This is a genomic window from Pseudomonas sp. P42, from assembly GCF_017973755.1.
In the GTDB taxonomy this organism is placed as follows: domain Bacteria; phylum Pseudomonadota; class Gammaproteobacteria; order Pseudomonadales; family Pseudomonadaceae; genus Aquipseudomonas; species Aquipseudomonas iridis.
The window spans coordinates 928,895-950,120 of the sequence record NZ_JACOPU010000002.1 but is presented as its reverse complement, the minus strand read 5'-3'; the positions used below and the strand labels follow the sequence as shown (position 1 = coordinate 950,120).

Genomic DNA, 21,226 nt, shown 5'->3' with positions numbered 1-21,226 from the left:
GGGCCGGCAGCGGCATCACAGGGCGCGGTTAATCATCGGTTAATCGCTACCGCCCATTGTGCCCCCACTTGCACAGGGACAAGGCTCCTCTCCATGCGTCATATTTTTCTACTGTTTGCGCTTCTGATCTCAGGCCTGGCCCAGGCGGGAAACAATCCTTTCGAGACAAAACCGGATTTTCTGCCGGTCGATAAAGCGTTCGTTCTCACCTCAGAGCGCCTGGAATCCGGTGAAACCCAGCTGTTCTGGCAGATCACCGACGGCTACTACCTGTATCAGAAACGCCTGAAGTTCGACGGTTTGAGTGCTGCTCAACAGCCGACGCTACCCGATGGCGAATCCCACAGCGACGAGTTCTTCGGAGAACAACCGGTTTATCGCCAAGGGCTGGAGGTAAAGATCCCGGCGACGGCGACCGGTCAAATCAAGGTCAGCTATCAGGGCTGCGCCGATGCGGGTCTGTGTTACCCGCCGCAAACCCGGGTCATTGATCTGGGCGGTAAAGCGGTCACGCCGGCCAGTGCGCAAGCACCGGATGAAGCCCTGGCCAACAGCCTTCAACAACAAGCACTGGGCTGGAGCCTGCTGGTATTTTTCGGCCTCGGCCTGCTGCTCGCCTTCACCCCTTGCACATTGCCGATGTTGCCGATTCTGGCGGGGATGATTGTCGGCAGCGGCGCAACGCCACGCCGAGGTTTCGCGCTGGCCGGCAGTTATGTGATCTGCATGGCGCTGGTGTATGCGGCGATGGGTGTGATTGCTGCGCTGCTCGGGGCGAACCTGCAAGCCTGGTTGCAAAACCCGTGGTTGCTGGGTGCGTTTGCCGCAGTGTTTGTGGTGCTGGCGTTGCCGATGTTCGGCTTCTTTGAACTGCAATTGCCGGTGGCCTTGCGTGACCGACTGGAACACGCCTCGCGCAGTCGCAGCGGCGGCAGCCTGGTTGGCGCCGGCGTGCTCGGCGCACTGTCCGGTCTGCTGGTCGGCCCGTGCATGACCGCGCCACTCGCCGGCGCGTTGCTGTACATCGCGCAAAGCGGCAACGCCCTGCACGGCGGACTGATTCTGTTCTCGCTGGGGATCGGCATCGGTGTGCCGTTGATGTTGCTGGTGACCGTAGGTAATCGCTTCCTGCCCAAACCCGGCGACTGGATGAACCTGCTTAAGGGCGTATTCGGTTTCCTGTTCCTCGCCACGGCGTTGCTGATGTTGCGCCCGGTGCTGGCCCCGTCGTTATGGCTCGGTCTGTGCGGCGCCTTGTTGTTGATCGCCGCCTACTGCGCGTGGAAGCAGTCCGAAGGCTTCGGCCGTGTCGCTCAGTTGTTCGGCGCCACTGCATTGCTGCTTGGGTTATGGGGCAGTTTGCTGATGATCGGTGCAGCCGGCGGCAGTGACGATCCGTATCAACCGCTGCAGGTTTACAGTGGCGACCGTGTCGCCAGTGCTGCGCCGAATGGTCATGATGCGTTCACCACCATCAAGGAACCGGCAGCACTGCAACGCGAACTGGATGCCGCCAAGGCCCAGGGCCAGTGGGTGCTGCTTGATTACTACGCCGACTGGTGCGTTTCCTGCAAAGTCATGGAAAAGCAGGTGTTCGGCAAAGACAAGGTGATGCAGGCGTTGAGCGACGTACGCCTGCTGCGCCTGGATGTGACCGCCGACAATGCCGCCAGCCGCGAATTACTCGGCCGCTATAAAGTGCCGGGGCCACCGACTTTTGTCTGGATCGGCGTTGACGGCGAAGAGCGCCGCAGCCAGCGCATCACCGGTGAAGTCGATGCCGATACGTTCCTGCAACGCTGGACCATCACCCGAGACGCCAACTAATGCTGACCTTCACCCTCGGCACCTTTGCCATCGCGCTTAACCATTTGCTGCTGATCAGTGCATTGGCACTGGCGACCTTCGTCGGTTGGCGAGTGGCCAAACGCGGTGGCGATAATCCCGAGTCGGCGCTGTTCAGTCTGTTCCTGATTGGCATGCTCGCGGCCCGCATCGCGTTTGTCGCGATGTACTGGAGCCATTACCGCGATGATCTGTGGCAGATCGTCGACCTGCGCGATGGCGGTTTTCTCGCCTGGCCGGGGGTCATCGTGTTGCTGCTCGTCGCACTGTATCGCGGCTGGCGTCGACCGGGGCTGCGCCGGCCGCTGGGTTTTGGCGTGGCCAGTGGTGTGCTGTTCTGGGTGATGGCGACACTGTCGTTGAACATCTACGAACAAGGCACGCGGCTGCCAGACATCTCCTTGCGTAACGCCGCCGGGGAAACCATCCAGCTCAGCGACTATAAAGGTGGGCCGCTGGTGATCAACCTGTGGGCCACTTGGTGTCCACCGTGCCGGCGCGAGATGCCGGTACTTGAAAATGCCCAGCAGCAACGTCCTGACCTGACGTTCCTGTTCGTCAATCAGGCCGAAAGCATGCAAAGCGTTGCGACGTTTCTCGAAACCCAGGGCCTGAGCCTGACCAACGTGTTGTTTGACCGCAGTGGTCGTTTGGGTCAGGCCGTGGGTTCCATGGCATTGCCGACTACCCTGTTCTATAGCCCTGATGGTCGCCTGTTGGCCAGTCACCTGGGCGAGTTGTCGAACGCCAGTCTGGCTCGCGCAATGGAAAACTTCGACACACCCAATTCAAATCCGAACCCGGCCTCCGCACCGGCCACTTCGTCAAGGAAACTGCCATGCCCCGCCTCCGCCACCTGCTGACGCTGACTCTGGGCACTGCCCTGTTGCAACTGCCGTCGGTTCAGGCCGCTGAAGAATTGCCTGCCGCGATCAAGCAGATCGAAGCCAAAGGCGCGAAAATCGTCGGCCAGTTCGACGCCCCCGACGGTTTGCGCGGTTACGCGGCGCAATACCAGAACCGCGGTATGGCGTTGTACCTGACCCCGGACGGTAAGCACGTTCTGCTGGGCAACCTGTACGACGCCGACGGCAAAGACCTGAGCAGCGAACCGTTGCAGAAACTGGTGTACGCGCCAATGGCCAAGGAAGTCTGGGCCAAGTTCGAGGCGAGCAACTGGATTCAGGACGGCAACAAGGATGCGCCGCGCACGGTGTACCTGTTCAGCGATCCGAACTGCCCGTATTGCAACGTGTTCTGGGAACAGGCCCGCCCGTGGGTCAAGTCCGGAAAAGTGCAGTTGCGCCACATCATGGTCGGGATCATCCGAGAAGACAGCCCGGGGAAATCCGCCGCGTTGCTCGCCGCCAAAGACCCGGCCAAAGCGCTGGACGATCACGAAAAGGCCGGCAAGGGCAGTTCGCTCAAGGCCTTGAAAGACATCCCGGTAGCCGTGCAAACAAAATTGGCGGCGAACATGCAGTTGATGGACGACCTTGAATTGCAGGCCACTCCGGCGATTTTCTACATGGATGACAAGGGTGAGCTGCAACAGCAACAAGGCGCGCCGACGCCGGACAAGTTGGCGAAGATTCTCGGACCTAAATAAGCAAGATCAAAAGATCGCAGCGTGCCGCATATCCTTATAGGAGCTGCGGCACGCTGCGATCTTTTTCTCATCAGCGCCGCAAATCGCGCTCAGCCAAAAACTTCAGCAACGCGTCATTCACAAACTGCGGATTCTCCAGATTGGAGATATGCCCCGCCTCCGGCACCAACACGCGCCGGCAACCGATCAGCTCGGCCATTTCCTGCGCTTCCGTCGGCGGCCGTGGCTTGTCCTGATCACCGCACAGCACCAGGGTGGTCGCGGCGTTCAGCTCGCCCAGACGTGGCAACAGGTCATCGCGACCGAAGGTGATGCGGCCCATGGGTACGACGCTTTCGCGCAGACGTTCGGATGAATACCCCGCGAGTTTGGCGCGGAAGTCCTGATACAGCGCCGATTGTGGATCGATGCCCGGGCGGAAGAAAATCGGCACGACGATGTCGAGCAACGCGTCGGAAATTTCACCGCTTTCCTCAATCTGCTTGAACAGCGAGAAGTAGTACTGACGGGTTGGCTCGGGCTCGACGCCGACGTAAGTGTCCATCAGCACCAGACCGTTAAGCCGATGCGGTGCCGACAGCGCCAGGCGTACACCCCACATGCCGCCGACCGACAGGCCGACCAAGGTGATCTGGTCGATATCCAGATGATCGAGCAACGCCTGCGCCTGACGCGCGATGTCATCCAGCGATGTGGTGTTTTCCGGCAATCGCCCAGACTCGCCGTGGCCCCAGAGGTCCAGCGCAATCACCCGATAGTGCGGCGCCAGCGCGGCGATCTGCGGCGCCCACATGGCCTGATCCCACAGATAGCTGCCCGCCAGTAAAACGGCCGGGCCTGTGCCTTGATCAATGTAGTGAAGTGCCTGTCCATCAACCGTGAAAAAAGGCATCGACTAACCCCTCGTTTGCAAAAAGAGAACCGGCAGACTGAGCTGGCACTGCTCGACAGTCAAATGTCTGAAAGCAAAAAGATCGCAGCCTGCGGCAGCTCCTACAGGGAAACGCTTATTTCTCTGTAGGAGCTGCCGCAGGCTGCGATCTTTTGCTGTTAAAGACCCTCCAGCTCCGCCATCAGATCATTCAACCGATCCACCTTCTCCTCTGTGATTTCACTGACCGCCAGCCCATCGATGTACTCGGCCAGTTCCTCCACCGTGCTGCATTCGAACATCGCCCGCAGTGGCACATCGCGTTGCAGGGCTTTCTGTACGCGCGAGGCGATCTGCGTGGCGAGCAACGAGTGGCCGCCGAGTTCGAAGAAGTTGTCGCGCACACCAACCTGCTCGATCTTCAGCACCTCGGCCCAGATATCTGCCAGGGTTTGCTCCAGCTCGTTGCGCGGCGCCAGGTAATCCTGGCTCTGCAACTGACCGATTTCCAGTGCCGGCAAGGCCTTGCGATCAAGCTTGCCGTTGGCGTTGAGCGGCAGTTGCGCGAGCCACAGCCAGTGCAGCGGTACCATGTATTCCGGCAGTTCACTGCGCAGGCGTTGTTTGATGCGCTCCAGGCGTTCGCTCGGGTTTAGCGCAGAATCCGCGGCCACGAGATAGCCGACCAGATGCTTGCCATTGATGCCTTCCTGCACACCGACCGCCGCATCGCGGACTTCCGGTTGTTCGTGCAGACGCGCTTCGATTTCACCCAACTCGATCCGGTAACCGCGAATCTTCACCTGATGGTCGACGCGACCGACGTATTCCAGCACGCCATCGCTACGGCGTCGCGCCAGGTCACCGGTGCGATACAAGCGTTCGCCCGGCGCGCCGAACGGGTTCGGCACAAACACCGGCGCGGTGCGCAGCGGATCGCTGACATAGCCGCGCCCCACACCCGTGCCTGCCACGCACAACTCACCCACTGTGCCCACCGGCACCAACTCCAGCGCGCCATCCAGCAGATACAACGCGTTGTTATCGGTCGGTGTACCGATCGGCAAATAACTGCCGCGTGTCGACGCCATGTCCACGCGGTAGAACGCCACGTCATCCGAGCATTCCGCCGGGCCGTAAGCATTGACCAGACCAATGTCCGGGTAACGCAGCAGCCACTGGTGCGCCAGTTCCGGCGGCATCGCTTCACCGGTCGGCAGCATCCAGCGCAGACCGTCGAGGCTCAGACGATCCGAGGCGAGCATGCCCTGAATCAGCGACGGCACACTCTCCAGCACGGTAATGCCCTGGGCCTGCACATGCACCAGCAAACCTTGCGGATCGTGAGCGACGGTATTCGGCACGATGTCTACCCGCGCGCCGAACAGCGGCGCAGCGAGAAACTGCCAGACCGAAATGTCGAAGCTCTGCGAAGCGGTTTGCGCGATGACATCATCTGCCGTCAGATTCAGGTACGGTACCTTGCTCAACTGGTTATTGAGCATGCCGCGCTGCTCGACCATCACGCCTTTCGGCAGGCCGGTGGAGCCTGAGGTGTAGATCACATAAGCGAGGTTGTCCGGACCACTGTGAATGCCAGGGTTTTGCACCGATGTCGCCAGCGCTTGCACCTCTTCCCACACCAGCAAGCGTGGACGATTGGCACAGCTGAACTCGTCGAGCAAAGTCTGCGCCTGTTCACGGCACGCCTCGCTGCAGACCAGCACCGGCGTGTGGCTCACCTCAATGATCCGTTGCAGGCGCTGACTCGGTAGCCCCGGATCCAGCGGCAGGTAACCCGCGCCAGCCTTGAAGCTGCCGATAATCATGCCAAGCAGATCGAGATTACGCTCGGCCAGCAACGCCACCGGTTGATCCATTTGCACCCCGGCCGCGACCAGGGCATGGCCGAGACGGTTGGCATTGCGGTTCAGCTGCGCATAGTTCAATTGCTGATCGAGGCAACTGGCAGCAATGCGCTCCGGATGCGCTGCAACCTGCGCTTCGAACAGCGAAACGTAGCTCTGCTCCAACGGATAGTCGTGGGCGCTCTGGTTGCATCCGTGGAGCAGAAAGTCCTGCTCCTCACAGCCCAGCAACGGCAGATCGGCCATGTCGCCATGGAAACCGTCGACCAGCGCCAGCAACAGACGCTTGAACTCGCCGAGCATGCGTTCGACGGTCGACTCGTCGAAGTAACGCTGGTCATACGACAGGTGCAGACCGAGGTCATCACCCGGGTAGCACACCGCTGTGAGCGGGAAGTTGGTGTGGGTCCGCCCCGAATCCGAGGTCGCGTTGAGGCTCTGCGCACGGTCCAGTACCGAGACTTCTACCGGCGCGTTTTCGAACACAAACAGGCTGTCGAACAGCGGCTGACCTTTCGGCAATTCGCTCTGTTCCTGAATGCTCACCAGCGGCAGGTATTCGTACTCGCGCAGTTGCATGTTGCTGTCGAGCAACCCGCTCAGCCATTGCCGCACGCTGGTGCGCTGATCGTCCGCCGGCATCTGCACTCGCAGCGCGATACTGTTGATGAACAGGCCGACAGTGCGTTGCATTTCCGGCATGTCCACCGGACGCCCGGCAACGGTCACACCGAACAGCACGTCGCGATCACCGCTCATGCGCCGCAACACCAGCGCCCATGCCGCTTGGGCGAAGGTATTGATGGTCAGTTGATGAGCCTGGGCCAGTTCACGCAGTCGAGCGCCATCCACAACATCGAGACGGGTGTAGCGATCACCGACGACCATGCCGCCGCTTTCGCCGGCATGTTCACGCAGGAATGGTCGGTCGCTCGGGATAGGCGTGGTGCGTTCAAACCCTTGCAGGTTTTGCTGCCACCACTGGCGCGCCTCCGCCAGGCTCTGACGTTGCAGCCAGCCGATGTAATCGCGATAACGCGGCGGCACGCTCAGTTGAGCTTCGCGACCTTCGCCAAGCGCGGTGTAGATCTCGAAGAAATCGTTCATCAGCAGCGAACGGCACCAGGCATCGATGAGGATGTGGTGGTTGCTCATCATGAACCAGTAGCGCGCCGCGCCGACCTTGATCAGACGCAGGTGGAACGGTGCCTGGCTGAGCAGATCGAACCCGGCCTCGCGCTCGCTTTTGAGCAGCGCTTGCAGCTTGGGTTCCTGCTCGGCGTCGCTGATGGCGCTCCAATCCAGATACTCGATTGGCGTGCGACCCGGCGTGTGAATCACTTGCAGCATATCTTCGCCAACGTTCCAGCAGAACGAGGCACGCAACGCTTCGTGACGACCGACCACGGCTTGCCACGCTTGAGCGAAACGCTCGGGGTCGAGTTCGCTGTTGATGCGATAGCGATCCTGCATGTAGTACAGACCGGTGCCAGGTTCGAGCAGCGTGTGCAGCAACATGCCTTCCTGCATCGGCGTCAGCGGATAGACGTCTTCGATGTGCGCGGCCGGCACTGGCAACGCATCGAGTTGCGCCTGGGTCAGTTTCGCCAGCGGGAAGTCCGACGGCGTCAGGCCTCCGGCCTCGTTTTGCAGGCAATGCTCGATCAGGCTTTGCAATTCGCCCAGGTAGGCGTCGGCCAGATCATTGATGGTCTGCGTTTCATAACGCTCGGCGCTGAAGGTCCAGCGCAGCAGCAACTCACCGCCGTAGACCTGACTGTCGACGCTCAACTCGTTCGGCAACGGCGCCTGCGGATCGTGGGCCGCACCGACCGGCTCGTCCAACGGACGGAACAGCGCTTCGCTGCCGAAACTCTGGTCGAACTGGCCGAGGTAGTTGAAGGTGATCGGCGCATTCGGCAGCGCGGCCATGCTGCGTTGGCTGAGGTCATCAGCCAGATAACGCAGCACGCCATAACCCAGGCCTTTGTGCGGCACGGCGCGCAACTGCTCCTTTATCGCCTTGATCGAAGCGCTCTGCCCGACGGCCTCTTCGATGTTGTGCGGGGTCAGGCGCAATGGATAGGCGCTGGTGAACCAGCCGACGGTACGGGTCAGGTCGATCTCGTCGAACAGGGTTTCGCGGCCGTGGCCTTCCAGTTGAATCAGCGCCGACGGTTGGCCGCTCCAGCGGCACAGCACACGGGCCAACGCGGTCAGCAGCAGGTCGTTGACCTGCGTGCGATAAGCACTCGGCGCCTGTTGCAACAACTGTTGGGTGCGCTCGGCATCGAGACGCACGCTGACGGTTTGCGCATGGCGATTCTGCTGGCCGCCCTGCGGGTTTTCACACGGCAGATCGGCGCTCGGGCCGGCCAGTTGGGTCTGCCACCAGTTCAGTTCTTCGCGCAGTGATTCGCTACCGGCGTAAGCCTGCAGCCGTGCCGTCCAGTCCTTGAAGGCACTGGTTTTCGCCGGCAGTTTCACCGACTGCCCGGCGTCGAGCTGGCGATATACGGTTTGCAGATCGTCGAGCAAAACGCGCCACGACACGCCGTCGACCACCAAGTGATGAATCGCAATGAACAGGCGTTGCTGACCGTGCGGGCCATCGACCAACAGGGCACGCAGCAGCGGACCGTGCTCCAGATCAAGGCTGCGTTGAGCATCGGCGAACAGCGCCTCGCACGTGTCCATCGAGGCGACGCGTACGGGTGACAAAACAACGGCATCCGCGACCGGTTGATGTGCCGCTTGCCACTGACCGCCCACCTCGGTGAAGCGCAGACGCAGGGCGTCGTGCTGCTCGATCACCGCCCGTAGCGCTTGCTCCAGAAGCTGCGGCGCCAACGCCACAGTGGGTTCCAGCAACAACGCCTGGTTCCAGTGCTGACGCTCAGGAATATCGGTGTCGAAGAACCAGTGTTGAATCGGCGTCAGTCGCGACTCACCAGCCACCAGACCTTGCTCGGCCGTCACCAACTCGGTGCGGCTGGCCACAGCGGCGAGCGTCTGCACGGTCTGATGCTGGAACAGGTCACGCGGACTGAAATGAATGCCCTGCTGACGCGCGCGGCTGACCACTTGAATCGACAGAATCGAATCGCCACCCAGCTCGAAGAAGTTGTCGTTGAGGCCAACCTGTTCGACGTTAAGCACTTCGCACCAGATCTGCGCCAGGGTTTGTTCGAGCTCGTTGCTCGGCGCCACGTAGTCCTGACGGTTAAGCTCGGGGTCCGGCGCCGGCAGTGCGCGGCGATCCAGTTTGCCGTTGGCGGTCAGCGGCATGTTCGCCAGCAAAATCAGGTGGGTCGGCACCATGTAGTCCGGCAGTTGCGCCTTGAGGTGCGCCTTCAGAGCTTCGCGCAGTTCAGCCTGTTCGGCTTCGCTTTGCTCGGCGATCTCGGTGACAAGGTAGGCGACCAGTTGCTTGCCACTTGGCGCATCCAGTGCCAGCACCACCGCTTCGCGAATCGAATCGTGATCAAGCAAACGCGCTTCGATTTCGCCGAGCTCGATACGGAAACCACGGATTTTCACCTGATGGTCGATCCGTCCCAGGTACTCGACCAGACCGTCGGCACGCTGGCGCACCAGGTCGCCAGTGCGATACATGCGTCCACCATCAGCGGCAAACGGGTCAGCGACAAAACGTTCGGCCGTGATACCCGGACGGTCGTGATAAGCCTGCGCCAGACCGGCGCCGCCGACAAACAATTCACCGGTCGCGCCTTGCGGCACCAGCGCCAGATCGGCATCGAGAATGTACGCCACGCGAGCGCCGATCACGCTGCCGATCGGCACACTGCCGACGCCCTCTTCGAGCACGTCCGGGGCCAGGCTGGCCAGCGGCATGACCACGGTTTCGGTCGGGCCATAGGCGTTGAAAAACAGGCTCGGCTTGAACGCCGCACGAATGCGTTGCAGGTGTTCGCCGGTCAGCGCTTCGCCACCGGTGATGATCATCCGCACCGGCAGAATGTCGTTTTGCGTGGCCAGGAACTGCGCCAACTGGCTGCCGTAGCTCGGGGTGAAACCCAGGACGTTGATGCGATGGGTGCGGATCAACCCGCAGATTTCCTCGGCATCCCACTGACCTTGTGCCCGCAATACGACCTGCGCGCCGCTGAGCAGCGGCACCAGCAAGCGCTCGGTCGCAGCGTCGAAGTTGATCGAATAGAAGTGCAACTCGCAGTCGTCAGGGCGCATGCCGAAACGCTCGATGACGGCTTGGCAATGCATGGCGATTTCGCCGTGGGACACCACCACGCCTTTCGGTTTACCGGTCGAGCCCGAGGTGTAAATCAGGTAGGCCTGATGCTGCGGCAGGCTGATAAATGGCAGTTCTGTGGACGGATACTCGGCCAGTGCGGCGCTGTCCTCTTCCAGGCACCAACTCGCCACGCTCGACGGTAGCTCGCCGAGCGCGTTGAACATCGCGCGATCACTGAGCAGCAGACCGATGCGGCTGTCTTCAATCATGTAATGCAGACGATCGAGCGGATATTCCGGATCGAGCGGCACATAGGCACCGCCGGCCTTGAGGATCGCCAGCAGGCCGATGACCATCTCCAGCGAACGTTCAAGCGCCAGACCAACGCGCACTTGCGGGCCAACCCCACGCTCACGCAGGGCCCAGGCCAGACGATTGGCGTGGGCGTCGAGTTCGGCGTAGCTCAAGGTCTGGCCGGCAAAGGTCAGGGCTGGCGCATTTTTGCGCAGCAGCGCTTGCTCGGCAAACAGGTGATGAATGCACTGATCTAGACGATGCTCGCCCGGCTCGACGCCGAGGCTGTCGAGCAGTCGCTGTTGCTCCGGTGCGTCCAGCAGCGGCAGTTCGCTGAGGCGTTGTTGCGGGTCGGCGATCAGCGCTTCCAGGAGATTGCGCCAATGTCCGGCCATGCGCGCGATCGTCGGCTCATCGAACAGATCAGTGCTGTACGTCAGGCAGCAGCCCAGGCGATGGTCGAGGTCGGTGACCTCCAGGTTGAGATCGAACTTGGTCGCCCGCGCATCATTGGCCAGGTACTCGACGGTCATGCCGGCGAGCATACGGCTCTGCTGGAATTCCCAGCGCTGCACGTTGCACATCACCTGGAACAGCGGGTTATAAGCGGCGCTGCGCGGTGGCTGCAAGGCTTCAACCAGATGATCGAACGGCAAATCCTGATGGGACTGCCCTTCGATGACGGTGTGGCGCACGTGCTCAAACAATTCGCCGACCGACATCTGCCCGTCGAGCTGGCAACGCAGCACCTGAGTGTTGAGGAACGCGCCGATCAGCCCTTCGCTTTCCGGGCGGATACGGTTGGCCACCGGCGCGCCGATGCGCAGATCGGTCTGGCCGCTATAGCGGTAAAGCAGCGTGGCGAGTGCGGCGGTCATGGTCATGAACAGGGTCAGGCCGTTTTGCGCATTGAACGCCCGGACCCGCGCAGCGAGGTCATCACTGAGGTCGAAACGGAACAGTTCGCCCTGATGGCTCTGCACCGGTGGACGCGGGCGGTCGCCCGGCAGTTCCAGCAGCGGATGTTCGCGGCCCAGTTGCGCGGTCCAGTAGTCGAGTTGACGCTGCCGCTCGCCGGACTCCAGCCAGCTGCGCTGCCAGACGCTGTAGTCGAGGTACTGCACCGGCAACGGCTCCAGCGGCGAATCGCGATCATCGACGAACGCTTCGTACAACGCGCTGAGCTCACGGGCAAAAATGTCCATTGCCCAGCCTTCGGTGACGATGTGGTGCAGGGTCAGGACGAAGTAATGCTCATGCTCGGCAGTCTTGACCAGACAGGCGCGCAGCAGCGGACCGGTTTCCAGATCAAACGGCAGATGCGCTTCTGCGTCGGCCAGTTGCTGGACTTTTTGCTCACGCAGGTCAACCGCGAGTTTCGAGAAATCTTTCCAGCCCATCCGCACGCCAGTCTCGGCATGCACCTGCTGACGGGCCACGCCGTCGACACTCGGGAACGTCGTGCGCAGGGTTTCGTGACGCAGGATCAGCGCTTGCAACGCCGCCTCGAAATGTTCGACATGCAACACGCCACGCAGGCGCGCCATGCCGCCAACGTTGTACGCCGGGCTGTCCGGCTCCATCTGCCAGAGGAACCACATACGCTGCTGGGAGTAGGACAACGGCACTGGCTGGCTGCGGTCGACTTTTTCGATCGGCGGCTGTTGGTTGGTGCGACCGCTGACCTGGATCTGGCGAATCTGTTCGGCGAAATCACCGAGCTCACTGTGTTCAAACAAGGCGCGCAACGGCAATTCGACGTCGCAGGCCTGACGGGAGCGGGAGATGATTTGCGTGGCCAGCAGCGAATGACCGCCGAGGGCAAAGAAATCGTCGCGCAGGCCGATTTGCGCCAGGCCCAGCACTTCGCGCCAGATCGCGGCGATCTGTTGCTCCAGCTCAGTGACCGGTTCGACATGCTCACGCACTTGCCATTGCGGCTCGGGCAAGGCGCGGCGGTCGAGTTTGCCGCTCGGACTCAGCGGCATGGCGTCGAGGCGCATCAGTTGCGCCGGGACCATGTACTCAGGGAGTTCGGTGGCCAGTGCGGTTTTCAGTCGGGCGATTTGCGCGTCCTCGTCTGCGCTGGCATCAGTCGCCGTGAAGTAGCCGATCAGCTGCGCGCCGGCAGCGGTTTCACGCACCAGCACCACGGCTTGGGCGACACCGTCCTGGGCGAGAAGACGTGCTTGGATTTCTTCCGGTTCGACGCGAAAACCACGCAGTTTGACCTGTTGATCGAGACGGCCGAGGTATTCGATCACGCCATCGTCAGTCCAGCGTGCACGGTCACCGGTGCGGTACAAGCGAGCACCCTGCTCGCCCAACGGATCGACCACAAAACGTTCGGCGGTCAGCGCCGGGCGACCGAGATAACCACGCGCCAGACCGATACCGCTGATGCACAGCTCACCGGGAACGCCCGCAGGTACAGGATTGAGGTCGGCGTCGAGCACGCGACAAACCACGTTGTCCAGCGGTCGGCCAATGGGCGAGCCCTCGCCATCAGCGGCAGTGCAATGCCAGTGGGTGACGTTGATCGCGGTTTCAGTCGGGCCGTAGCGGTTGTGCAGTTGCACTGCCGGCAGTTGCGCCAGCACACGGTTGCGCAACTCGGCTGGCAACGCTTCGCCTCCGGAGAACACCCGGCGCAGGCTGGTGCATTCGGCGCTGAGCGGCTCGTCGATGAACAGCGAAAGCAGCGGCGGCACGAAGTGCAGCGTGGTCACGCCATATTTCTGCACAAGCCGGGCGATACGATGCGTATCACGGTGCTCACCCGGTGCAGTAATCAGCAGGCGCGCACCCGTGATCAGCGGCCAGAAGCATTCCCACACCGACACGTCAAAACTGATCGGTGCTTTTTGCATCAGCACGTCGGTTTCGTTGAGGCGATAAGTGTTCTGCATCCATTGCAGACGTTCAGCCAGTGCCGCGTGGGTGTTGCCGACGCCTTTCGGTTGACCGGTGGAACCTGAGGTATAAATCACGTAGGCGAGGTTGTCGCCGTGCAGGTGCAGACCCGGGGCCTGGCTTGGCCAGTTTTCCAGATGCAGGGCATCCATGGCGATGACACTGACGCCTTCGCGGGCCGGCAAGCGATCGAGCAACTCGGTCTGCGTCAGCAGCAAATCGACGCCGCTGTCACTGAGCATGTAGGCCAGACGCTCGGCCGGGTAATCCGGATCGAGCGGGACATAAGCGCCGCCCGCCTTGATGATCGCCAGCAGGCCGATCAGCAGTTGCGGCGAACGCTCGGCCGCGATGGCCACGCAGACATCCGGGCCGACACCTTTGTCGCGCAGGTAGTGCGCCAGTCGATTGGATTGAGCATGTAGCTCGGCGAAATCGAGACTGCCGCCCTCCCACACCAGCGCGGTGCGTTGCGGGGTCAGGCGCAGTTGTTCGTTGAGCAACTCCGGCAGCCATTGCTCAGCCTTGGCGCACGGGGCGCTGCTCCATTCTGATTGCTGTTCGCTTTCGCTGGCAGTCAACAGTTGCAGATCGCCGATGGCGTGGTGCGGACGTTCGCAGACATCGCGCAGAAGATTGCTGAAATGCTCAGCCAGACGCTCGATGGTCGCGGCGTCGAACAGCTCATCGGCATAGTCGAAGGACAAGGTCAGGCGACCGTTGCGGTCTTCTTCACTGTGCAATTGCAGATCGAACTTGGCTTCGCGGCTGTGCCACGGCAACTCTTCGGCGAGCAGACCGGGCAGGCGTTTGAGTGCGCTGAGGTCACGTTGCTGATGGTTGAACATGACCTGGAACAAACCTTGTTCGCGGGCCTGCGGGAAGGCTTCGAGCAGTTGTTCAAACGGCAGGTCCTGATGGGCTTGTGCGCCGAGTGCAGCCTCACGGGTTTGCGCCAGCAACTCAGTGAACGACAGGCGTGATTCAACGTCGGCGCGCAGCACCTGAGTGTTGATGAAGAAGCCGATCAGGCCTTGGGTTTCCAGCCGTGGACGGTTGGCATTGGGCACGCCAATGCGAATATCGCGTTGACCGCTGTAACGGTGCAGCAAGCTCTGGAATGCCGCGAGCAAGAGCATGAACGGTGTGGCATTGTGCGCTTGGGCAGTCTGCCGGATGGCTTCGCTCAGGCTGACGCTCAGACGTACGCTGTGGCGCGCGGCACTGCGAATGCGCTGCGCCGAACGCGGATGATCGGTGGCCAGTTCAAGCGTCGGATGCTCATCGCCCAACTGCGCTTTCCAGTAGGCCAGTTGCCGCTCGCCCTCGCCGTGCGCCAGCCATTGGCGCTGCCAGCTGCCGTAGTCGGCGTACTGGGTTGGCAATGGCGCGAGCTCGGTGCGCTGGCCTTGGGAAGCGGCGGCATACAGGCGCGAGAATTCATCGATCAACACGTTCAGCGACCAGCCGTCAGCGATGATGTGGTGCAACGTCACCAGCAACTGGTGATCTTCATCATCAAGGCGAATCAGCGTCACCCAGAGTAGCGGGCCTTTTTCCAGATCGAATTGGGTACGCGCTTCGTCCTCGCGGATTTGCTCAGCGCGTGCTTCACGCTCCTGGGTTGGCAGGTCGCTGATGTCGATCAGTTGCAGGATGGATTCTGCCGCAGCATCGACTTGTTGCAGCGCCACGCCGTCGCGTTCGAAGAAGCGCGTGCGCAGGGATTCGTGGCGTTCGATCAGTTGCTGGAAGCTTGCGCGCAGGGCGTCTTCATCGAGTTCACCGCGCAGCCGCAGCGCCCCCGGAATGTTGTAAGCGCTGCTTTGCGGATCGAGTTGCCAGGTGATCCACAAGCGATTTTGCGCCAGCGATTGTGGCATTGGCTCCGTGCGCGACAGGGAAGTGATTTCGCCTTGAACGCTGCCGCCATCCTGTTGGTGCCGGGCCACGGCAGCGGCGAACGCGGACAACGTCGGCGCTTCGAAAAGTACACGCAGGCTCAGCGCCAGACCGAGCTCTTCGCGCACTCGGGCGATTACTTGCGTGGCAGCAATCGAATTGCCGCCGAGCAGGAAAAAGTGATCGTCGGCATGGACTTGTTTGACGTTCAATTGCGCAGCCCAGATCTTGCCGATCAGGGCTTCGAGCTCGGAAGCTTGCAGGGTCGATTCGGCACCTTGCGCTTCATCTGACGGGAACACCGCATAGCTGTCGAGGCTGCCATCGGCCAGACGACTGCGGCAAGCCGAACGCTGCAATTTGCCGCTGGAGGTTTTCGGCAATGCGCCCGGATTGAGCAGCACCACCACGCTCGGTGCTTGCTGACAAGCCTCAGCCACCGCTTGGCGGATAGCTTTGATCAGCGCTTGTGGCGGCAGAATTTTCTGCACGCTGCGGCTGATCTCCGCCGCGATCCCGATGCCTTCTTCGCCGTCCTGAGTCACCGCGAACGCCGCGACCCGGCCCTTGCGCACCACTTCCACTTCGCTCTCGACCGTCTTCTCGATGTCCTGCGGATAGAGGTTATGGCCGCGCACGATCAACATGTCTTTCAGGCGACCGGTGATGAACAGTTCGCCGTCACGCATGAAACCCAGGTCACCGGTGCGCAGCCAGGTGCGGCCGGCGTGCTGGACTAAAGTCCTGGCGCTGGCCTCGGGGTTGCGCCAGTAACCGTGCGCGATGCTCGGGCCGGCCGCCCAGACTTCGCCGACGGCATTGTCGGCGAGTTCTTCAAGACGGGTTGGCTCGACGATCAGCACCGCGTGCTCTGGCTGGCTGATGCCGCAACTCATGATCGCGCTGCCATCGCCCGGCTCTGCACGATTTTGCGCCAAGGCCTGATCGTCCACGCGCAGCGCAGGAATACCCTGGCCCCGCGGCGTGCCGGCGACGAACAGCGTGGCCTCTGCCAGACCGTAGGAAGCCATGAAGCTGTCGGCACTGAAACCACACGCCGCGAATTTTTCGGCGAAGCATTCGTTGGTGTCGAGACGGATCGGCTCGGAGCCGGAATAGGCCACGCGCCAGCGACTGAGGTCGAGACGTTCAAGCGCCGATTCACTGACCCGCTCGCTGCACAAGCGATAGGCGAAATCCGGTCCGCCGCTGATGGTGCCGCCGTATTGGCTGATCGCTTCGAGCCAGCGCAATGGCCGAGCGAGGAAGTACGCCGGCGACATGAGGATGCACGGCACGCCACTGAAAATCGGCTGCAACAGACCGCCGATCAAACCCATGTCGTGGTACAGCGGCAGCCAGCTGACGATGACGTCATCGGGGTTCACGTCGATGCCGAAACCGTGGCGAATCAGCAGCTCGTTGGCGACCAGATTGCCGTGGCTGACCTGCACGCCTTTGGGCAGCGCGGTCGAGCCGGAGGTGTATTGCAGGAACGCGATGTGATCGGCCGGCAGAGTCGGTTCAACCCAGCGCTCGGCCAAAGCGCTGTCGAGGGTATCGACGCACAACAGCGGCGGTGCGCCTTCGATCTGTTGCAAGGCATCGCGCAAGTCGGCGCTGGTCAGCAGCAGGCGCGGTTCGGCGTCGGCAATGATCGATAGCAGGCGCTCTTGATGATGACGGCGGGCCGATTCCGGTGGATAGGCCGGCACCGCGATCACCCCGGCATACAGGCAACCAAAGAACGCCGCAACGTAATCCGGGCCGCTAGGAAACAGCAGCACCGCACGATCAGCAAACTCGGTCTCGGCCTGCAACGCAGCGGCAATGGTGCGCGCGCGTTGGTCCAGTTCGCGATAGCTGAGTACCACAGCCTGCTCTTCGTTTTCGGCAAGAAAACGCAGGGCCAGCCGATCCGGCGTCAGGGCCGCGCGGCGCTGGAGGGCTTGGACCAGGGTGCTGGGGAGTTCGAACGCGTCGGTCATGAGGTTTCCTGCCTGAATTCGGCTTGCTAGTGGAATCGGGTTGCTGCGACACGCCCTTCCAGGGCATGCAGGGCGCGGTCTACGCCGACCGCGCAAGGCATGGGAATGCTGTCTGGCCGGTAGTCTTTATCCGGAACCATTCACCAATGAGAACGGATGACGTCTGGAAATAATTAGTCGGCAGACGGGATCGCTAATGGGGGCGGGGTGCGGCGGCGTGTCGCAGTGCTCAGATCGCAAAAATTCAACGCATTGTTTCTCTTTCTCATTTGACAATCATTATCATTCAACATAATTTGTCGCTCGATGTGTAGGGCGGCCCCGCCCCCGGGCGCCCCACTAACCTATTGGCAGTAAGGTGATTTCCATGACGGAACAAGTATCCACAAGCAGGTGCGATTCACCGCTACTTCAGGCATTCGTCGACAATCGACTGATTCTGGTCAAGATTGCAGCACGCATCACCGGCTGTCGTTCGCGCGCCGAAGACGTGGTCCAGGATGCGTTTTTCCGACTGCAGTCGGCACCGCCGATCACCTCGTCGATCAAGGCGCAATTGAGTTACCTGTTCCAGATCGTGCGCAACCTTGCGATCGATCACTACCGCAAACAGGCGCTGGAGCAGAAGTACTCCGGCCCTGAAGAGGAAGGGTTGAACGTGGTCATTCAAGGTGCTTCGCCGGAAATCTCGCACATCAACTTCTCGACCCTGGAAAACATCGCCGATGCGCTGACCGAGCTGCCGAGTCGTACGCGCTATGCGTTCGAGATGTATCGCCTGCACGGTGTGCCGCAGAAGGACATCGCCAAGGAGCTCGGCGTATCGCCGACCCTGGTCAACTTCATGATTCGTGATGCGCTGGTGCACTGCCGCAAGGTGTCGGGCAATCGCCGTGATTCGGTGGCTGTGGGTCGTCGTTAAGACCGCGTCGTCCGCACAAAAAAGATCGCAGCCTTCGGCAGCGCCTACACGGGTTCCGCGTTAACCCTGTAGGCGCTGCCGAAGGCTGCGATCTTTTGCTTTACGGCAATATCAAGCCAACGTGCACCGATCAAAAAACCGCTCACGCCCCAACATCATCAGCGCTGCACGTTTGTGCGGGAAGTCGAATTCTTTTTCGCAGTGAAAGCATTGGTTTTGCATATAGCCGATCATCTTCGCGTTGTCGGCACGCGGCTCGGCGACGACCCGTTGAGTCCGTGGTTCGTCGAGAAACAGGTAATGCACCAGTGCCGACAACCAACTCGCCACTTTGTGCGGGCCACGGTGCTCCTCCTCCCCCACCAGCATGTGAATGCCACGGTCGTAATTGTCGGCATCGTAGAACGGCGCGATGCGATCTTCCTTGGCCCAATAGGCTTCGAAATAGGCAAATGGCTGATCGTCGAAACAGCCGATCAGGGTCAGCGTGTGCGGATCGGCGTCGAGTTTGCTCAGGTATTCGCGATGCTGATCGAGACTGCCTTGCTCTTCCCAGAAACTGGCGACTCGCGGGTTGTTCTGCCAGCGATTGAAGCGCGGCAGGTCTGCTTCGATCTCGACCGTTCGCAGAGAAATCCAGGCACCAAGGCGCGCATCAAAACGCCGATAGACTTCACCGCGAGGCTTCACCGGCCGCAGCGGGTGGCGCTTGCCCTGGCTGATCATCATCTGCTGCGGATAACAGCCAGTCAGCGATGTGCCGAGCCACGGTTGCGGCAGTTGCCAGAACAGCGTGCGCTCGCAGCGGTATTCGCCGGCCACTTCAGTGCTCACCAACAGGCCACTGAGCAAGGCTTCGGTTGGCGGCTGGTCGAGTTGCCAGGTCAATTGCTGGCACGCCGGGTCTCGAGCAAGCAACCAATAACAGGCTGCCCACAGGGCTTGCCCGGGCGGCAAGGCGAAACGCTCATCGATCTGGATCGGCCCTTTGGCCTCGCGATCAAGGCGCAGGCGAATCAGCGGTTGCCCGTCCAGGCTCAGGCTCAAACGGCTTTCGGTTGCATCGGCTACCAACAGGCTGCCCAAAGGCAGGGCCAGGGCAGTCAGGTCATTCAGATTGGACATGGGGGCAGGCTCACGATCGTCGACAGTTAAACGATGTGACGTGAGCGGAAAGAGAAAATTTAGACTAGAGGTGAAAACCCTGAGTCAGTGATCACGCACTGGCACCACGGCAATCCGGTAAGGATCGAAGATCTTCAGCATCTCGCCGTTGTCGCGCAGGCGTTGTAGCAACTTGCTGAACTCTTCGCCGGTAATCGGCGCGGTCGGACGCAGGATGGCGTAGTGGTGGTAGACCTGATCGATGCGCTGGGACACCAGCAATTCATCGCGCACCTTTTCGTTGCGCAGCAGGTAATCACTCAGATAAGAACGGGTCACTAGCGCGATATCCGCGCGCCCGCGCAGCACCATCAACAGATTGCTGTCGTGGGAATAGGTCAGCGTGGCATTGAAGTTTTGCGCGAGGAATTTCGGGTCGGCATTGAAGCTGGCGAACTCGTAGTGATAGCCACTGAACAGCGCCAGACGCTTGCCGCTGAGGTCGGCAAAATAGTTCTGTTGTCGACCGTCTTCGCGTTGGGCGACAAAAATCTCGGCGTCCTCAAGCCCCATATCGACGTCGTTGTGAGGGATTTCCTTCCAGCCCCACTCAGGGTTCTCGAAGATCGCCATGTCGATCCGGCCCTGCTTGAAATCACCGAAACGGCGCGGAATCGACGTCGGTACGAGGACGAACTTATAGTCGCTTTGCAGCCGGTTCAACGCCACGACCATCTGCGGCAACAGGCCGGTGTCGGCACCGTTTTCGGGGCGAACGGTATAAGGCGGAAAGTGCGCGGCACCGACCCGAACCAATTGCGCTGCCTGAGCGGGCAATACCCATAATGCAGCCAGCGCTGCGAGCAATAACCTCGCGGCGGTCCGACTTGGCAAAGACTTCAAAACACCCCACTCCCCGAAAAAATACCGATCAATGCATTCAAGCTAGGCGGTTTCGCCCAGTTAGCCAGTTTCCCGGCCCGATAGAAAGCGCTTCAACGCTCTTCAAGCACCAGAATCAGGGCCTCATCAGCCAACTGATCAAGGCTCAGACTGCCGCCGGCACGGAACCAGGTGGTGGTCCAGGACAGGGCGCCGGTGAGGAAACGCCGAGTGACAAATACGTCGCCACGAATAAACCCGGCTTCCTTGGCCTCCCCGAGCACCTGTAGCCAAAGATCTTCATAAACATCGCGCAAGGCGAGGACTTTGGCCTGGCCATCCTCAGACAACGAGCGCCATTCGTAGACCAGCACCGCCATGGCTTCGCCGCTGCCGCCCATGATCGACTGCAATTCACAGCGAATCAGCGCCAACACGCGCTCGCGCACATTGGTCGCATCGGCGAGCGCCGCGCGCATCAAAGCGGTGTTGTAGCGGATGGTTTCCTCCATCACCGCACGCAGGATTTCGTCCTTGCTTTTGAAGTGATGAAAAATGCTCCCCGACTGAATGCCCACCGCACCAGCCAGATCGCGCACCGTGGTGCGCTCATAGCCTTTGTTGCGGAACAGGTGAGCCGCCACTTGCAGCAGTTTGCCGCGGGCGCTGTCCGGGTCGGTCAGTTGGCCTTGGTCGACCAATTCGCGCATGACCCTCAGGGCTTTTTGCTCGTCCACCCGCTCTCTCCTACAGTCGCCCAATCTGTTGCCCCCTGAAACCGCAGGGTTGCGCGCAATTTAAGCCGCCAACGGTAA

General features: G+C 61.1%; 9 protein-coding genes. 4 read left to right on the top strand and 5 right to left on the bottom strand.

What is annotated here, in order from left to right; all coding sequences use genetic code 11:
- The first annotated feature begins 93 nt into the window (after nt 1-93).
- The 3 genes from dsbD to dsbG are packed head-to-tail and all read left to right on the top strand — an operon-like array spanning nt 94 to nt 3,454.
- A complete protein-coding gene (gene dsbD, locus H8B20_RS09270) occupies nt 94-1,827 on the top strand; it encodes a protein-disulfide reductase DsbD (protein ID WP_210622928.1) in 1,734 nt (577 codons plus the stop codon).
- Nucleotides 1,827-2,708, top strand: a complete 882-nt coding sequence (locus tag H8B20_RS09265; protein ID WP_210622927.1) for a TlpA disulfide reductase family protein — start codon at nt 1,827-1,829, stop codon at nt 2,706-2,708. Before dsbD ends, H8B20_RS09265 begins: the two co-directional genes overlap by 1 nt.
- A complete protein-coding gene (gene dsbG / locus H8B20_RS09260; RefSeq protein WP_210622926.1) occupies nt 2,684-3,454 on the top strand; it encodes a thiol:disulfide interchange protein DsbG in 771 nt (256 codons plus the stop codon). Before H8B20_RS09265 ends, dsbG begins: the two co-directional genes overlap by 25 nt.
- Before the next feature lie 70 nt (nt 3,455-3,524).
- Here the strand turns inward: dsbG and H8B20_RS09255 are convergent, their stop codons facing one another.
- Both H8B20_RS09255 and H8B20_RS09250 read right to left on the bottom strand, forming a co-directional pair.
- Entirely contained in the window at nt 3,525-4,346 is an 822-nt protein-coding gene (locus tag H8B20_RS09255) for an alpha/beta fold hydrolase (protein ID WP_210622925.1), read from the bottom strand.
- A gap of 158 nt (nt 4,347-4,504) precedes the next feature.
- A complete protein-coding gene (locus H8B20_RS09250; protein ID WP_210622924.1) occupies nt 4,505-17,503 on the bottom strand; it encodes a non-ribosomal peptide synthetase in 12,999 nt (4,332 codons plus the stop codon).
- 367 nt (nt 17,504-17,870) lie between these two features.
- On the opposite strand from H8B20_RS09250, the gene H8B20_RS09245 reads away from it, so the two are divergent.
- Nucleotides 17,871-18,425 (top strand): RNA polymerase factor sigma-70, encoded by a 555-nt coding sequence (locus tag H8B20_RS09245; protein ID WP_042560216.1) that lies wholly within the window; start codon nt 17,871-17,873, stop codon nt 18,423-18,425.
- Between the two features lie 111 nt (nt 18,426-18,536).
- On the opposite strand, the gene H8B20_RS09240 is transcribed toward H8B20_RS09245, so the two are convergent.
- The 3 genes from H8B20_RS09240 to H8B20_RS09230 form a co-directional block, all read right to left on the bottom strand.
- Nucleotides 18,537-19,550, bottom strand: a complete 1,014-nt coding sequence (locus H8B20_RS09240; RefSeq protein WP_210622923.1) for a GNAT family N-acetyltransferase — start codon at nt 19,548-19,550, stop codon at nt 18,537-18,539.
- An 84-nt stretch (nt 19,551-19,634) separates the two neighbouring features.
- Nucleotides 19,635-20,432: a substrate-binding periplasmic protein gene (locus H8B20_RS09235; protein WP_210622922.1), complete on the bottom strand. Its 798-nt coding sequence runs from the start codon at nt 20,430-20,432 to the stop codon at nt 19,635-19,637.
- 92 nt (nt 20,433-20,524) lie between these two features.
- A complete protein-coding gene (locus H8B20_RS09230) occupies nt 20,525-21,148 on the bottom strand; it encodes a TetR/AcrR family transcriptional regulator (protein ID WP_042560220.1) in 624 nt (207 codons plus the stop codon).
- Nucleotides 21,149-21,226 lie beyond the last annotated feature (78 nt).

What these genes read in the sequence shown, in the direction of transcription:
- H8B20_RS09240 (WP_210622923.1), bottom strand. Translation starts at nt 19,550, where the DNA reads ATGTCCAATCTGAATGACCTGACTGCCCTGGCCCTGCCTTTGGGCAGC.
- dsbD (WP_210622928.1), top strand. Translation starts at nt 94, where the DNA reads ATGCGTCATATTTTTCTACTGTTTGCGCTTCTGATCTCAGGCCTGGCC.
- H8B20_RS09255 (WP_210622925.1), bottom strand. Translation starts at nt 4,346, where the DNA reads ATGCCTTTTTTCACGGTTGATGGACAGGCACTTCACTACATTGATCAA.
- dsbG (WP_210622926.1), top strand. Translation starts at nt 2,684, where the DNA reads ATGCCCCGCCTCCGCCACCTGCTGACGCTGACTCTGGGCACTGCCCTG.
- H8B20_RS09245 (WP_042560216.1), top strand. Translation starts at nt 17,871, where the DNA reads ATGACGGAACAAGTATCCACAAGCAGGTGCGATTCACCGCTACTTCAG.
- H8B20_RS09265 (WP_210622927.1), top strand. Translation starts at nt 1,827, where the DNA reads ATGCTGACCTTCACCCTCGGCACCTTTGCCATCGCGCTTAACCATTTG.
- H8B20_RS09250 (WP_210622924.1), bottom strand. Translation starts at nt 17,503, where the DNA reads ATGACCGACGCGTTCGAACTCCCCAGCACCCTGGTCCAAGCCCTCCAG.